The following is a 15,128-nucleotide window of genomic DNA, read 5'->3' as shown; positions in this document are numbered from 1 at the left end:
GATGAGCAGAATACTTATCACCGGAGCAAACGGGTTTATTGGGAGTTTCCTGGTAGAAGAAGCCCTGAGGCAAAATCATGAAGTCTATGCCGGAGTGCGCAGCAGCAGCAACCTGCAATACCTGGATGTGGATCGGACTCACATTTTGAGGCTGGATCTTTCCGATCGTGAAAAACTAAAACAGGAGTGGAAGAAGCTGGATATTCCCGCTTTCGATTATGTGATTCACAACGCCGGAGCCACGCAAGTTGTGGAGCCCTCTGACTTTGATCGAATCAATAATCAGTATACTCAGAACCTGCTGGAATCGCTGGTGGAAGCTAAGTTTGCCCCCAAGAAATTTATATTAATGAGTAGCCTGGCTGCCATGGGCCCCGGAAATGCCAAAAGCATGCTTCCCATTGAGCCATCGGACCAGCCTGCTCCCATTACACATTATGGTAGAAGTAAGCTGCGAGTAGAAGAATATCTGAAAAAACAGCAGGAAGTGCCTTACCTGATATTCAGGCCAACGGCTGTGTATGGCCCCAGAGATAAAGATTTCCTGTCCCTGTTCAAGGCAATCCAAAAGCATATTGAGCCCTACATCAGCAGCCCCAAACAGCAGCTCTCCTTCATTTATGTGAAAGACCTTGCCCGTTTACTCATTCAATCAACGGGCAGTTCGGTAAGCAATGGAAGTTTCTTTGTATCGGATGGGGAAACCTATACCTGCCGACAATTGTCGAAAATCAGCAAGAAAGCACTGGGGAAATGGACTTTTCCTCTTGTTATACCCAGACCACTACTAAAATGCATTGCATTGCTGTCGGAAAAAGCAGCCCAGGCAAGGAGTAAAACCTCCTTACTCAATAGCGATAAGTACAAGGAACTTACCAGCATGAACTGGGCCTGTAACTCCCAGGAAACACTGGAGGCTTTCAAGTTTATACCGCAATACGATTTGGAAACGGGCATCGCATCAAGTATTCAGTGGTATCGAAAAAACAAGCAACTATGAACTTACTATTGATCTTTCTGAGTGCACTCACATTTTGCAAGGGGGAAGTCGCAGACTATCCTGTCCCTGACAAAAAAGAGCATCACTTGTTCTATATTCAACGCACCCACAACACCAACACCGTTGTTTATGAGGCAAATTTCAAGGAAAATGGGCAACTAAACGAGGAGGAACCCATTCTGGCCTATTGGATCTTATATGAGAAAAACGGGCAAACAGAACCTTTGACAAGAATCGAGAAAAGCTTTGCCTACGGAATTAAACACAAGGCAGATGAGAACAACTCCAGGGAGTATGACATTCATTTGGTCTCACACAAAGTCTTAAAGCTGCGATTAAAACAGGTGGCCCCCTTCAAGGCAGAAATCTTTTTTCAGGGGAAAAACCAGGAAGAGGCCTCTCTCGATCACATCTTTATACATGCAAACAATGCAGGCCTCTGGACCAAGGTTGATTTGCTGGAAGTGTACACACATCTTCCTAACAGTAATGAGCTAAAGAAGGAAAACATCTCCATCAACTAATAAGCTAAGTTCGATTTAAAAGAGTTTAAAAATAACGTTCATAACCTTATAAATAGGGCAAAAGCGAATCGCATGCAAAAGGGAGGTTCGCTTTTTGTGTTCACCTCTCCCCTCCTCAAAAAAATTCTCTGTTACTGATTATCATGTCGTATCTTTAATGGTATTCAGAAATAACACGCAAAAGCATGAGACATATACTTATAGGGAGTTTATTGATCCTATTTTCCTTATTGGCAAAAACACAGGAAATACCTGCTGTATATTCAAATATATCCATTGATGAAAAAGGTCTGTTTCTAAAGCTCGAGGATAGAAAAATCTATGCTGTCCATCGCAAAGACCTCTTTCAATTTGAGGATCTGTATTCGAATATCAAAGGAACAAATCTGGGACTTGATCTTGATTTTAAATTTCCTGAACTCAACGGAATCTTATACTATGGCTTTATTAACTATCAGGATGGTCGTTACCCTCAACCTGTTTATTTCAGGGAAAGCTCCCAAATTGTGAACGGGAAAGCTCAAATTCCTATACGAGACAATCTGTCTGGGAGGTACGATATGGTAGACTGGGAAAAGAATGGCAAAGCAATTTTAGGCTATCGAATTGTAGCCAGCAACGGCATGATTTTTTACGATGGCAAAGTAGCTTTTAGTTTTAAAGACAATCTGTTCACAGCTGAACCAACAGTTATAGAAGGGCCTTTTGTAAATCAGCTAAGCCATAAGGGTGCAATGATTTCTTTTACAACATCAAAACCTGTCCGGTCCTCCATCCTTTGTAATAACAAGGTTTTTAATAATAAAAAGAAAAGTCTCACTCACGAAATAAAACTGGACAAGCTCCAGGCAGACAAACTGCATCCTTACAAACTAAAGGTAGGTGACTTTGAATATGAATTTGAATTCAAAACTGCCCCTGAACCTGGCAGTAGAAAACCATTTACTTTTGCCTATGGCAGTGACTCCCGATCGGGACAAGGAGGTGGAGAAAGGGATATATACGGCACCAATGCCTATATCATGAAGCGTATTGCTGCTCTCGCAAAACTTGAAGATGCCAGGTTTGTACAATTCACAGGTGATGTAATAGATGGGTATGACACCAGTCGCGATAGGATGAACCTGCAATATGCAAACTGGAAACGTGCTGTAGAATCATGGTGGCACTACATCCCCTTCTATGCGGGTTTTGGAAATCATGAGGCTTACAATTTCATTTTTCATGATCCTCAAACCCAACAAAATTATATGATTGATCATTTTCCTTTTGCCACGGATTCCGGAGAGTCACTGTTCCAGGATAATTTCTGTCTTCCACAAAATGGTCCTCACAGTGAAGACAATTCAAAATACGACCCCAATCCTGACAAGGATGACTTTCCTTCCTACAAGGAATCCGTTTACTGGTACAGTTACGACAATGTTACCATGGTAGTTCTTAACTCTGATTACTGGTATGCCCCACACGGGCTCAATGTAAGCAGTGGAAATCTGCACGCCTATATCATGGATAACCAAATGAGATGGCTCCAAAAAACCTTAAATCATTTGGAGAAAAATAAGGATATCGACCATGTTTTTATTACCATTCACACTCCTTTCTTTCCCAATGGCGGACATGTAAAAGATGATATGTGGTATCATGGCAACAACAACTTTAGAGCGGTTGTGAAGGGGCGATTTTATGAAAAAGGAATCATAGAAAGGCGTGATGAATTGCTTGACCTCATCGTTAACAAAAGCAAAAAAACGGTGGCCATCTTAAGTGGCGATGAACACAACTACAACCTACTTACCATCACCAATAAAATGGTACGATATCCTCAGGGCTATCAGTACAAAAAGTTGGAATTGAGCAGAACTTTCTACCAGATAAACAATGGTGCAGCAGGTGCTCCTTATTATGCCCAGGAAAAAACGCCCTGGTCAGAAAATGTGCGAAACTTCTCTACTCAAAATGCTCTTGTATTGATAGATGTTGATGGGAATAAAATCAGCGTTCGCGTTAAGAATCCTGACACACTGGAATTGATTGATGAATATATCCTTCGTAAATAATCTGCATGTACTACAAATTAAGCAATATGAGATTCTTCCTTTTCTTGATATTATCCTTTTGTTTTACTTGGGAAGTTTGTGCTCAAAATGCAACAAATAGCCCTTACGAGACATTGCCTCTTTTCAGTAGTGATGAAATATTTGAAATCAAACTAAAAGGAGATATCAGAAAATTGTTCAACGATAGAAAAGAGAATGCAACATACCATCCTTTTATTTTCTCATATGATATTAATAACCAACAACATTCTTTGGATATTCGAGTAAAAACAAGAGGGCATTTTCGCAAGATGAGAGCAAATTGTGCAACTCCTCCCCTACTTTTAAATTTTGACACTTTACCGGATTTGGCTAAAACAATTTTTAAAGGGCAGAATAAATTAAAATTGGTTACCACTTGTGATATTGAAAAATTTGTTGTGCAAGAATACCTCGTTTATAAAATCTACCAATTAATTACAGAGAAAAGTTTTCAGGTAAGACTAGTTAAGGTGATTTTTGAAGACACAAAAAGAAATAAAACCAGAAGCGCTAAGTATGGAATTCTTTTGGAAGATCAGAATAAAATGGCAAAGCGAAATCATTCAGCAATTCGCAAGCAACTAAATGTTAATCCACAAACAATCGATAAAGAATCCTTTCTGAAAATGGCTGTATTTCAATACCTAATCGGAAACACCGATTGGTCCATACAATACCTACACAACATTAAATTACTGGTTAATCATAGTGGCAAATCAATTGTTACGGTTCCTTACGATTTTGACATGTCGGGAATTGTAAACACCCCATATGCAGCACCTGCAGAAGCCCTTCAATTAAGTTCTGTTCGCAATAGAAGGTATAGAGGCTATTGCCTGGATAATATGAATGAATTTGAATCTACTTTCGAGTTATTTAATGATTTGAAAAAAGATATTTATGCCATTTACCAAAACAATACCTTGATTGATAAGACTTACAGGAAAAACACAATTAGATACCTAGACAAATTCTATGAAATCATCAACAATAAAGAATTGAGTAAGAGAGAATTTCAATATCCATGCGACCCAAATGGAACAGGCAATATTATTATTCGAGGATTGAAGAAATACAAAGAAAACAGCAAAAAAAATTCCGACAAATAGTCGAAATCATTTTTTCATAAGGTCGCCAAACCCTCAGGCTAAAACGATTTGCCAATATCATTCCAGCCAATCTCTTTTACTTCCTACAACAAAAACTACTTAATAACCATGAAGTTTTTCTTGTTTTTTAATCGATTCCACTCTCTTGAATTCATCGATTGAATCATTTTTGTAGTAAGATCAACAACAACGAAATCGTCGTCTGCTGTGTAGAACAAATCTTTTAGCTTTTTTAATAGTTTCATATCCCCTAATATTTACTGTTTTTACTACTTTAAATTTAATAGGAATACGTGTATTTTTCAAGCTGGTTTTGTATGGTTTAACGATTACGTAATATGAATTCACGATTACGTAATATCAATTAATATCTACGTAAATATTAACCTAAAATCGACTCAAAATATTATTCACAGTAAGTCAGATTTGTTCAAGATTTAGTTTAAAAAATCTGAATCAATTTCCACTAAAAAATAATTGAAACTGTGACCATATTTTGAATTGAAATCAGGTAATTATAAAAACTCCACCGAATTAAAGTATAAATTCTTTTTATCAAGAAGTATTCTTTTCATTCGCGATGGGCCACCTATCGCAATTTGATAAATGTATTTTCCACGGAAAAAGAATCGTTTAAAATAGGTATACTCATGTTTGCCCACCATTTGGGTATATTCGATTTCTTTCCCCAACATTTTCTGGTAAGCTACCGATCTTTCCTCTAACAAAATTGTTCCATTACTCACCAAACTACCTTCTTTCATTTCTTCATAATATTCGGTCGGATCTGAATAGGTAAAATCAATTCCTACTTTTGAAAAATCAGAAGCCACAATCCCAAATACCGTGACTGCATCCTTAAAACTGAAAACCTCTATTGAAATGCCATTGAGTTCTTTATTTTGAACAATGGGTTGATCAGGAATCGAAAATTTTATTTTTGACTTCTCAGACTCTATCTTTTTCCATTCTTCCTGTGCAATAACACCTGACATCCATCCTAAACTAAGGATACAAATTAACATAAATTTTCTCATGCTTTATTTTATTTCAGGTAATTCAATCCCTTTTATTTTTCGATACAAATCAAGAGCAAACACATCGGTCATGCCAGATACAAAATCCAATACAGACATGATTTTCTTGTAGTCATCCTCTCCCGACACATCGTACTGCTGAGGAATTAAGGATAATAGATTTTTCGAATAGAAATTATCTGGTTCCATCACCGCTGAAACAAATTCTTCCAGTAAGGTTCCTAAGATTTTATAACCTGCCAATTCAATTTCAATAACCGATCGATGTCGATAAATTCTCTGAACAGCAACTCCTGTACAGGTTTTATACGCTTGTTTGCAAGTTGGCTCAACCTCCTTGATTAAAGCGCCATTAAATGTTCCTTTTAAAATATCATCGTAATTATCCAGAAAAACGTTAACACACTCTCCTACCAATTTACCAATTACACTTGCTCTAATAAATGCAATCTGCTCATTGGTATCAGTTACCTCTTCACAAGTTTTATTTATTCTGTCAAGACTTGATTTTTCTTTTTCAGGATCATAAAAATTTAAAAGGAGTTCTTTGGTTTCTGCAGTACTCAGAATATTTAATTTATGAGCATCCTCGATGTCCATAATTTGATAACAAATATCATCGGCAGCCTCAACCAAGTATACCAAAGGGAAACGTGCATATATTCCCTCACCTACTTCAGGAATTTCAAGCTCTTTGGCAATCTTAAAGTAAGATTCTTTTTCTACCTGAAAATATCCATACTTTTTCTTTCCAACTTCAGGTATTTTATTTGATTCCCATGGATACTTTACAATGGATGCTATGGTAGAATAAGTAAGTGCAAAACCTCCTTTTCTTCTGCCATTAAAAGCATGTGTCAATAGTCGTAATGCATTTGCATTGCCCTCAAAATTTGTTAAATCGAACCATTCCTCATCACTAAATCGACCTTTTATCGCTGCTCCCTCTCCTTTTTCAAAATAATGTGACAAGGCTTTCTCTCCAGAATGTCCAAAAGGAGGATTACCCAAATCATGAGCCAAACATGCTGCAGCAACAATGCTACCTATTTCCCTAATCCCTGATTCAGGATCTACTTTTTTATTCTCAATTAATTTCTCAGCCAACAAATTCCCAAGCGATCTTCCAACACTAGAAACTTCCAAGCTATGAGTTAAGCGATTGTGTACAAAAATACTTCCTGGCAGCGGAAATACTTGTGTTTTATTTTGCAAACGACGAAATGGTGATGAAAATATCAACCTGTCGTAATCCCTTTGAAATTGAGTTCTCACATCAACACTTGCTGGTGAGTATTTGTCTTCTTGTCCGAATCTTTTCGTTGAAAGTAATTTTATCCAATCCATAATTTAGATTTAAAGCACCTAAATTACATTAAAAATTCTCATTGCCCGATTTGTTTAGCAATTATTAACAATTCACCACTTTAGCTGTTATATTAGTGTATCGAATTGTACGCATTCGTACAATCTATGTAATAACATCGTACACAAAAATCGTTAAAAAAGAATAAACAAAACACATATTTTACTGATTTAATGAAAGTTCCACTTAGTGGCACGAGTATTGAAATTAACTATAGTATTGGGGTGAAGATTTTCTATTTTATTATTATGCTTATTTATTTCGACATTATCAGTTGATAATACAGTTTTGTCGATAATTGTGTGCGTTGGTCTAAATTAATTTGAGATCAAACCGCATAAATTTATTATTGTATATAGATTTTTAAAATACATCAATATTATGATCCGATTACAAAACATTCACAAATCGTACATCACCGGAACCAACAAGTTGCATGTACTTAAAGGTATCGATTTGCATATTAAAGAAGGTGAATTGGTATCAATCATGGGATCTTCCGGCTCTGGAAAGTCAACATTATTGAATATTCTCGGACTTTTAGACAATCATGACGATGGAGTTTACGAACTAAACAACGAGGAAATCAAATCGATGAGCGAAACAAAAGCTGCTAAGCTTCGCAATAACTTGTTGGGTTTTGTATTTCAATCATTTAATCTGATTTCTTTTAAAAATGCCATGGAAAATGTGGCACTTCCACTATACTATCAAAAGGTATCCAGAAAAAAGAGAAACAAACTAGCCTTGGAATATCTTGATAAAATGGGATTGAAAGAATGGGCGCACCACATGCCGAACGAACTTTCAGGTGGACAAAAGCAGAGAGTTGCTGTAGCTCGTGCAATGATTACTCAACCTAAAATTATTCTAGCTGATGAGCCGACCGGAGCTCTTGACTCGAAAACTTCAGTAGAGGTAATGGAACTCTTAAAAAAAATCAACAAATCGGGAATTACTGTAATTATTGTTACTCACGAAAACGACATTGCTCATATGACTGATAGAATCATCAACTTAAAGGATGGACTTATTGAATCAATCGTAGAGAATAACAAAATTAACAATACCGAATCGGTTAAAATTTCTATCCAGGAATAGACCAAACCCTAATATCAAGCTATGTTCGACAGAGATAAGTGGCAAGAAATATTTAGCACCATAAGGAAAAATAAGACTCGTACTATTTTAACGGGTTTTTCGGTAGCTACAGGAATTTTTATGCTGATTTTCCTATTGGGAGCAGGCAGAGGTTTACGTAATGGTATGACTTCTGTATTTGCTCAAGATGCTACAAACAGTATGCAAATATATGGTGGTAGAACTACTAAAGCATATAAAGGAACTCCAGAAGGAAAAAGGATTCAAATGGTAAATGATGATTTCTTGAATCTGAAAAAATCAATTCAAAAAATTGATGCGATTTCAGCTATGTCATACATTCCTGGTGCTGAAACAATTTCCTATAAAAATAACTTCGGGAATTTTAATGTATCACCTGTACATGATACTTATAAAGAAATTAAAAATTTTGAAATTGTAAAAGGAAGGTTTCTAAACCAGAACGACCTAGATGAACACAGAAAGGTTGTGGCCATTCAGGATGAAGTAAAAAAAGTGCTTTTCCCAAAAGAAACCGCTCTTAACAAATTCATTAATATTAACGATATTAAATTTAAAGTTGTTGGTGTTTTTCACCAACAAAGTTTCGATGAAAACTCAAGGGATATTTACATTCCAATTACCGTAGCTCAAAAAATATTCAATAACAACGATCATATCCGTAGAATCTCTTTCACATTGAATAATGTTTCGGTTGAAGAGAGTAAAAATATTGAAAGGCAGATTACCTATAAAATGGCTGCCCGACACAATTTCAGCAAAGAAGATAAAAATGCGCTATGGATTCAGAATAATATTGAAAACTCTCAAACTTTTGCAGGTTTATTTAGTGCAATCGAGATGTTTGTTTGGATCATAGGCATATTCACAATTGTACTAGGTGTGATTGGTGTTTTCAATATCATGATGATTGTGGTAAAAGAACGGACCAAAGAAATTGGTGTTCGAAAAGCAATTGGTGCTTCTCCAAGATCTGTTGTTGGCTTAATTCTAATGGAAGCAATATTTATTACAGCAGCGTCGGGTTATGTAGGATTAATTGCAGGCGTTGGATTATTGGAAGCCATTAACCAATTTGACATTATCGAGAAGGTTTATGCTCCAGCTGCAATATACTTCTTAAATCCACAGGTTGATCTTGGCATTGCAGTAGGTGCAACTATTGTATTGGTAATTACTGGTGCTTTGGCAGGATTTTTCCCAGCACGAAAAGCTGCAGCCATTAGACCAATAGAAGCTTTAAGAGACGAATAATACGAACTTATAAACGACATTAAAATGTTCGATCTAGATAAATGGCAGGAAATTACCGCCGCACTAAAAAAGAATAAACTTCGCACCTTTCTTACAGGATTGGGTGTGATGTTTGGGATTCTTATTTTGGTAACTCTTCTGGGAATAGGAAGAGGATTTCAAAATAACATTCAATCTTCTTTGGGAAACTTTGCAACCAACTCGACAGTATTTTGGGTAGAAAGAACAACCAAAGCCTACAAAGGCTTACCCCGGAACAGATTTTATCAGTTTACAAATGATGATTTAGTTGCATTAAAAAAAGGAATTCCTGAATTGGAACACATTGCTCCCGATATTAATGGTTGGAGTGGCGGTGCAACTCACAATACTTTTCGTAACGAGAAAAAAGGGAATTTTAGAATTAAAGGTACATCTCCTGAAATGAACATGGTAAACCCTGTTGAAGTAGTTTCTGGAAGATTTATCAACCAAAATGACCTTAAAGAATTTCGAAAAGTAATCACCATTGGTCCACGTGTTAAGGAGTTGATGTTTGAGGAAGATGAAGATCCTATTGGGCAATTCCTAAAAGTAAATGGAATTTATTTTAAAATCATTGGTGAGATTAAGCCTTTGAGCAATAACATGGGTAATCGAGATGATATTATACAGTTGCCTTTTACAACTCTGCAACAATTGTATAATTATGGAGACAAATTCTATGTATTCCTTGCAACTGCTAAAGTAGGCGAATCTGTTGCTGAATTGGAAGATAAGATATTTGAAATTCTGGCACGCCGCCACTCTATTCACCCGGAAGATAAGCAAGCTATTGGGAACTTTAACATTGCCAAAATGTTCAATAAGATATTTGGCCTTTTCAATAGCATTGGGTTCTTGTTTTGGGTAATTGGATTCGGAGTTCTGATTACTGGAGTAATTGGCGTTAGTAACATCATGCACGTAGTTGTAAAAGAGAGAACCAAGGAGTTAGGAATTAAGCGTGCTATTGGAGCAAAACCTGCCTTAGTGGTTGGTCAAATCATTAACGAATCGGTATTCTTAACCTCCTTTGCAGGCTTTTGGGGATTGGTATTCGGAGTTGTAATTGTTGAATTAATAGGCAAAGCAACCGAAGGTAGTCCTAATCCTCAAATATTAAATCCTTACGTTGATATTAATGTTGCATTTATAGCACTCGGTGTTTTGGTATTTTTTGGAGTTCTGGCTGGGCTTTTACCAGCACAAAGAGCCATTAAAATCAAACCTGTTGATGCATTGAGATACGAATAAAAGTCATAAATCTGAAAATAATACAAGTCATGAAAAAAGTTCTAAGAATCTTAATGGTTGTAGGATTAATCGTCCTTTTTGTAGGAACCATTTTTTTCCTTTATAAAAAGTCGCAGGATAAACCTGTAGTTTACAACACTAAATCTCCTGAGATTACTGACATTGTTAAAAAAACAATTGCAACGGGTTCGGTTGTGCCTAGAAAAGAAATTGAAATTAAACCTCAAGGTGTTTCTGGTATTATCGAAACTTTATATGTTGAAGCTGGTGAAATGTTGAAAAAAGGTGATCCAATTGCAAAAATTAAGATCATTCCTGACATGATTAACCTTAACAGTGCAGAATCACGTGTTAATGTTGCAAAAATTAATTATGAAGATTCTGAAATTAACTATAATCGTGATAAAGCTTTGTATGATAAAAAAGTAATTTCTGAATCAGATTTCCAGAAAACTCAATTGGCTTATCGCAACTCACGTGAAGAATTGCAATCGGCAAAAGATAATTTACAACTGATTAAAGAAGGTGTTACAAAAAAATCAGCAAATGCAACAAACACGATCATCCGCTCAACTATTGAAGGTATGATTTTGGATATTCCAATTAAGGAAGGTAACTCTGTAATTCAATCCAATACATTTAACGATGGTACAACTGTAGCTATAGTAGCTGATATGGGTGAAATGATTTTCCAAGGTAAAGTTGACGAAACTGAAGTTGGAAAGATTAATCAAGGAATGAACCTTAAACTTACCATTGGTGCTATTGAAGATGTTAAATTTGATGCAAATCTTGAATACATTTCTCCAAAAGGTGTTGAAGAAAATGGAGCAATTCAGTTTGAAATTAAAGCTTCAGTTAAACTAAACGACAAGTACTTTATTCGATCAGGATATAGTGCAAATGCTGAAATCGTATTAGATAAAAGAGATAAAGTACTTGCTGTAAACGAAAGCTTGTTAGAGTTTGAAAATGACTCAACCTTTGTTGAAGTAGAAACTTCTCCTCAAGAATTTGAAAGACGTTTTATCAAAACTGGATTATCTGATGGAATTAATATTGAGGTTTTAGAAGGTATAACCAAAGATGATAAACTTAAGGGCGAGAAGAAGAAAAAATCAGATATGATTAAAGAAAATAAGAAGAAAGATTAAGCAAACTTTGTAAAGAGCATTATATCGTTCATATTTATCATATCAAAATCGTTTTTATAATTGCCTAAACCGTATTACGGATTATAAAACAAAAACAAATGAAAAAATTATTATTACCGCTAATTGCAATTGCATTTTCATTCTCTTCAGCAAATGCTCAAGAAAAATGGAGCTTAGAGAAATGCATCAACTATGCGAAAGAACACAATATTGACCTACAGTTGCGTAAACTTGATGCTGAAATTCAATCTAACAATACAAAACAATCCAAGTTCGATCTATTGCCAAATTTAAATGGTAACACAGGGTATGACTTTAGCTATGGTCGCACACTAACAGCAGATAATACTTATGGTGATATGAATACACAAAGTGGTTCTGTTGGATTATCAGCGAGTGTAACGCTATTCGAAGGCTTTCAAAAGTACAATTCAATAAAACAAAATGAGCTTGATCTTCAAGCTAGCCTTCAAGATGTAGAAAAAGCAAAAGAAGATTTGGCTTTAAATATTACTTCTTCCTATTTGAATATTCTTTTCAACAAAGAGTTGTTACATATAGCTCAGGAAAAGTTAAAAGTTACTAAACTTCAAATTAAGAGAACAGAAGCTTTGGTTGAAGCAGGAACCCTTCCAAAAGGAACTTTGATGGAGCAGAATGCACAAGCAGCTCGAGAAGCACTTGAAGTAGTTAATGCATCAAATAATCTTGATTTAGCTTTGCTTGATCTAGCCCAATTGCTAGATCTTGAAAACCCTACAGAATTCGACATTAGCATTCCTGAATTACCGGTATTGAATGCAACACGCTCAATGGTTGATCCTGAATCAGTATTCATTAATGCTTTGGAATTCAGACCTGAAATGAAAGCTGCAAGATACAGATTGGAAAGTTCTGAAAAAGGACTCGTGATTGCAAAAGGTCAAAGAGCTCCATCGCTTTCTATGTCTGGATATTGGGGTTCAAGTTATTCTAAAGACTTTCAAGAGAGAGGACTTTTAAGAGATGACAATGGGGATTTAATTTTAGATGATGAAAATAGACCTCAACCAATTATTATTCGTAATGAAATGAAACTTGGTGATCAGTTATCAAATCGCGAAAGAAAATCGTTTGGTTTCAATCTACGAATTCCTATTTTTAATGGAGGTATTGTTAATCGAAATATTGCCAATGCAAAAATTAATATCGATCGCTCTAAGTTGAATATGGAAAACAGAAAAAATGACTTGAGAAAAGAAATTCAACAAGCTCATGCAAATGCTAAAGCTGCAATGAACAAGTATTTTTCTAGTGAAACTGCAGTTTCTTCAACCGAAGAAGCATTCCGTTATACCGAAGAGAAATTCAACTTAGGCTTGGTAAATTCAGTAGACTACAACCAAGAAAAAAACAACCTATTTCAAGCCAAATCGAACTTGCTTCAGGCAAAATATGAATACATTTTCAGAACAAAGATTCTTGACTTTTACAATGGCATCGAGATAAAATTATAATCAAGTTTAAATATAACAACTCTAAAAACTCTCAACTGGTTTCGGTTGAGAGTTTTTTATTCTATTTACGTGTCTGATAATTCTCAATTGTCTTAATAATGATAGATTCGAATTTTGATCTAACAAACTAAAGTGCAATTTACTGATGTAATTCATTTAGTTTTCGCATTTTATCATTTATTTTGCAGTGATTTAAAAAATTAGAACATGGCATTACTTTTAAATATCGAAACATCAACAGCAATTTGTTCTGTTGCATTAGGGAAAGACGGGAAATTATTGGCTTTAAAAGAAAACAAAGAAGGCATGAAACATGCAAGCCATCTTACTGTTTTCATCGAAAATATATTAAAAGAAAACAATTTAAGCACAGCTGATTTAGATGGTGTGGCAATTAGTATGGGTCCAGGTTCTTATACAGGTCTACGAATTGGTGTATCAACAGCCAAAGGTATTTGCTACGGGGCAGGAATTCCTCTAATCGCAGTTAGTACATTACAATCAATGACAAAAGCCTTGCAATACAATTCTGATTTATCATCTATAATAAAAAATCAGGAAAAAACTTTGTTTTGTCCTATGATTGATGCCAGAAGAATGGAAGTTTATACAGCATTCTACAATGCAAATACTGAATTGGTAAAAGATATTTCTGCTGATATTATCGATGAAAACTCATTTGCAAATGAACTTTCAGAACAAGAGATTGTTTTCTTTGGTGATGGATCAGGCAAATGCAAAGATGTGATCACAAATGAAAATGGCATCTTTCTTGATGATGTAAATGCAACTGCTGTTGGAATGATTGAATTGGCAGAGAATAAATTCAACAAAAATGAACTGGAAGATGTTGCTTATTTTGAACCATTTTATTTGAAAGATTTTGTAGCAACAACGCCTAAAAAGAATATCTTTAATTAAGAACTAAAACAATGCGTATGCTGAGATTTACACTATTTTTAATTTCCTTATTTGTACTATCGACAAGTACATATTCAAATACGCCTGTAAAATCAGCTGATAAAGGGGAACATTTAAAATATGTAATCCATTATGGCATTGTAAGAGGTGGAAAAGCCAGCTTGAAACTTAAGTCAGATAAAATTAATGACAAAGAAGTATATCATGCTACTTTAACAGGTCGAACCGTTGGCTTATTCAACACCCTTTATCGTGTTAAGGATACCTACGAAAGTTTTTTCGATAAAGAAACATTACTTCCAATAAAAGCCATTCGAGATATCAAGGAAGGAAGTTATAAAAGATATAACGAAGTTACTTTTGATCGGGAACAAAATCAAATTAACAGTCAACGATCGGGAATTAAAGATGTTCCTGTTGGTATTCATGATATCCTTTCTGCTTTTTATTTCGCCCGGGCGTATTATTTTAATTCAGACCTGGAAGTTGGTCAGGTAGTTAAAATCCAAACTTATTTTGCAGACGAAGAGTTTTTACTGCAATTTAGATTTATGGGGTATGAAAATATAAAAAGCAAAATTGGAAATGTGAAATGCTACAAGTTTATTCCAATTGTTCAAACCGGACGTGCATTCGAGGACGAAGACGATATGAAAATATGGATCTCTGCAGATGCCAACAAAATTCCTGTGCGTGTACAATTCGATCTATTTTTGGGATCTCTGCGTTGCGATCTGATAAATTTTTCAAATTTTTCCACAAGTTCGCTTCGTAAGAATTAAAATTATT

The 15,128-nt window shown here is 35.4% G+C and carries 14 protein-coding genes; 11 read left to right on the top strand and 3 right to left on the bottom strand.

What is annotated here, in order from left to right; all coding sequences use genetic code 11:
• Nucleotide 1: 1 nt before the first annotated feature.
• The 4 genes from BXY64_RS01705 (at nucleotide 2) to BXY64_RS01690 (ending at nucleotide 4,714) form a co-directional block, all read left to right on the top strand.
• On the top strand, nucleotides 2-1,000 hold the full coding sequence (locus tag BXY64_RS01705; protein ID WP_120238253.1) for an NAD-dependent epimerase/dehydratase family protein: 999 nt from the start codon (nucleotides 2-4) through the stop codon (nucleotides 998-1,000).
• Nucleotides 997-1,524 (top strand): DUF4833 domain-containing protein, encoded by a 528-nt coding sequence (locus tag BXY64_RS01700; RefSeq protein ID WP_147375850.1) that lies wholly within the window; start codon nucleotides 997-999, stop codon nucleotides 1,522-1,524. The genes BXY64_RS01705 and BXY64_RS01700 overlap by 4 nt, the downstream gene beginning before the upstream one ends.
• A gap of 185 nt (nucleotides 1,525-1,709) precedes the next feature.
• The gene (locus BXY64_RS01695) at nucleotides 1,710-3,584 is read left to right on the top strand and encodes a metallophosphoesterase (RefSeq protein WP_147375849.1); all 1,875 of its coding nucleotides are present in this window, start codon (nucleotides 1,710-1,712) and stop codon (nucleotides 3,582-3,584) included.
• Between the two features lie 5 nt (nucleotides 3,585-3,589).
• On the top strand, nucleotides 3,590-4,714 hold the full coding sequence (locus BXY64_RS01690; RefSeq protein WP_120238250.1) for a CotH kinase family protein: 1,125 nt from the start codon (nucleotides 3,590-3,592) through the stop codon (nucleotides 4,712-4,714).
• A gap of 95 nt (nucleotides 4,715-4,809) precedes the next feature.
• Here the strand turns inward: BXY64_RS01690 and BXY64_RS21275 are convergent, their stop codons facing one another.
• The 3 genes from BXY64_RS21275 to BXY64_RS01680 form a co-directional block, all read right to left on the bottom strand.
• Nucleotides 4,810-4,959, bottom strand: coding sequence for a hypothetical protein (locus tag BXY64_RS21275; RefSeq protein WP_170150547.1), 150 nt, complete (start codon nucleotides 4,957-4,959; stop codon nucleotides 4,810-4,812).
• A gap of 270 nt (nucleotides 4,960-5,229) precedes the next feature.
• Nucleotides 5,230-5,751, bottom strand: coding sequence for a hypothetical protein (locus BXY64_RS01685; protein WP_147375848.1), 522 nt, complete (start codon nucleotides 5,749-5,751; stop codon nucleotides 5,230-5,232).
• A gap of 3 nt (nucleotides 5,752-5,754) precedes the next feature.
• A complete protein-coding gene (locus tag BXY64_RS01680; protein ID WP_120238248.1) occupies nucleotides 5,755-7,098 on the bottom strand; it encodes a deoxyguanosinetriphosphate triphosphohydrolase in 1,344 nt (447 codons plus the stop codon).
• A 400-nt stretch (nucleotides 7,099-7,498) separates the two neighbouring features.
• Here BXY64_RS01680 and BXY64_RS01675 point away from each other — a divergent pair, with 400 nt between their 5' ends.
• The 7 genes from BXY64_RS01675 to BXY64_RS01645 all read left to right on the top strand — a co-directional run bounded on the left by BXY64_RS01675 (nucleotide 7,499) and on the right by BXY64_RS01645 (nucleotide 15,121).
• Nucleotides 7,499-8,218 carry an ABC transporter ATP-binding protein gene (locus BXY64_RS01675; RefSeq protein WP_110363567.1) on the top strand — a complete coding sequence of 240 codons (720 nt, stop codon included), beginning with the start codon at nucleotides 7,499-7,501 and terminating at the stop codon, nucleotides 8,216-8,218.
• A gap of 21 nt (nucleotides 8,219-8,239) precedes the next feature.
• Complete coding sequence (locus BXY64_RS01670) at nucleotides 8,240-9,493, top strand: ABC transporter permease (RefSeq protein WP_110363569.1); 1,254 nt, start codon at nucleotides 8,240-8,242, stop codon at nucleotides 9,491-9,493.
• 24 nt (nucleotides 9,494-9,517) lie between these two features.
• Nucleotides 9,518-10,768 (top strand): ABC transporter permease, encoded by a 1,251-nt coding sequence (locus BXY64_RS01665; protein ID WP_120238247.1) that lies wholly within the window; start codon nucleotides 9,518-9,520, stop codon nucleotides 10,766-10,768.
• 29 nt (nucleotides 10,769-10,797) lie between these two features.
• The gene (locus BXY64_RS01660) at nucleotides 10,798-11,922 is read left to right on the top strand and encodes an efflux RND transporter periplasmic adaptor subunit (protein ID WP_120238246.1); all 1,125 of its coding nucleotides are present in this window, start codon (nucleotides 10,798-10,800) and stop codon (nucleotides 11,920-11,922) included.
• Nucleotides 11,923-12,020: 98 nt separating this feature from the next.
• On the top strand, nucleotides 12,021-13,418 hold the full coding sequence (locus BXY64_RS01655) for a TolC family protein (RefSeq protein ID WP_120238245.1): 1,398 nt from the start codon (nucleotides 12,021-12,023) through the stop codon (nucleotides 13,416-13,418).
• A 207-nt stretch (nucleotides 13,419-13,625) separates the two neighbouring features.
• Complete coding sequence (gene tsaB, locus BXY64_RS01650; RefSeq protein ID WP_120238244.1) at nucleotides 13,626-14,339, top strand: tRNA (adenosine(37)-N6)-threonylcarbamoyltransferase complex dimerization subunit type 1 TsaB; 714 nt, start codon at nucleotides 13,626-13,628, stop codon at nucleotides 14,337-14,339.
• Nucleotides 14,340-14,356: 17 nt separating this feature from the next.
• Nucleotides 14,357-15,121, top strand: coding sequence for a DUF3108 domain-containing protein (locus tag BXY64_RS01645; protein ID WP_170150546.1), 765 nt, complete (start codon nucleotides 14,357-14,359; stop codon nucleotides 15,119-15,121).
• The last annotated feature ends 7 nt before the right edge of the window (nucleotides 15,122-15,128 follow it).

This window comes from Marinifilum flexuosum (assembly GCF_003610555.1).
Taxonomy (GTDB): domain Bacteria; phylum Bacteroidota; class Bacteroidia; order Bacteroidales; family Marinifilaceae; genus Marinifilum; species Marinifilum flexuosum.
This window is presented reverse-complemented; position numbering and strand designations above follow the sequence as displayed.

Bases quoted from the DNA above. Each gene is read 5' to 3' on its own strand.
- BXY64_RS01680 (WP_120238248.1), bottom strand. From the start codon at position 7,098: ATGGATTGGATAAAATTACTTTCAACGAAAAGATTCGGACAAGAAGAC.
- BXY64_RS01660 (WP_120238246.1), top strand. From the start codon at position 10,798: ATGAAAAAAGTTCTAAGAATCTTAATGGTTGTAGGATTAATCGTCCTT.
- tsaB (WP_120238244.1), top strand. From the start codon at position 13,626: ATGGCATTACTTTTAAATATCGAAACATCAACAGCAATTTGTTCTGTT.
- BXY64_RS01705 (WP_120238253.1), top strand. From the start codon at position 2: ATGAGCAGAATACTTATCACCGGAGCAAACGGGTTTATTGGGAGTTTC.
- BXY64_RS01655 (WP_120238245.1), top strand. From the start codon at position 12,021: ATGAAAAAATTATTATTACCGCTAATTGCAATTGCATTTTCATTCTCT.
- BXY64_RS01685 (WP_147375848.1), bottom strand. From the start codon at position 5,751: ATGAGAAAATTTATGTTAATTTGTATCCTTAGTTTAGGATGGATGTCA.
- BXY64_RS01665 (WP_120238247.1), top strand. From the start codon at position 9,518: ATGTTCGATCTAGATAAATGGCAGGAAATTACCGCCGCACTAAAAAAG.
- BXY64_RS01645 (WP_170150546.1), top strand. From the start codon at position 14,357: ATGCTGAGATTTACACTATTTTTAATTTCCTTATTTGTACTATCGACA.
- BXY64_RS01670 (WP_110363569.1), top strand. From the start codon at position 8,240: ATGTTCGACAGAGATAAGTGGCAAGAAATATTTAGCACCATAAGGAAA.
- BXY64_RS01695 (WP_147375849.1), top strand. From the start codon at position 1,710: ATGAGACATATACTTATAGGGAGTTTATTGATCCTATTTTCCTTATTG.
- BXY64_RS01700 (WP_147375850.1), top strand. From the start codon at position 997: ATGAACTTACTATTGATCTTTCTGAGTGCACTCACATTTTGCAAGGGG.
- BXY64_RS01675 (WP_110363567.1), top strand. From the start codon at position 7,499: ATGATCCGATTACAAAACATTCACAAATCGTACATCACCGGAACCAAC.
- BXY64_RS01690 (WP_120238250.1), top strand. From the start codon at position 3,590: ATGTACTACAAATTAAGCAATATGAGATTCTTCCTTTTCTTGATATTA.
- BXY64_RS21275 (WP_170150547.1), bottom strand. From the start codon at position 4,959: ATGAAACTATTAAAAAAGCTAAAAGATTTGTTCTACACAGCAGACGAC.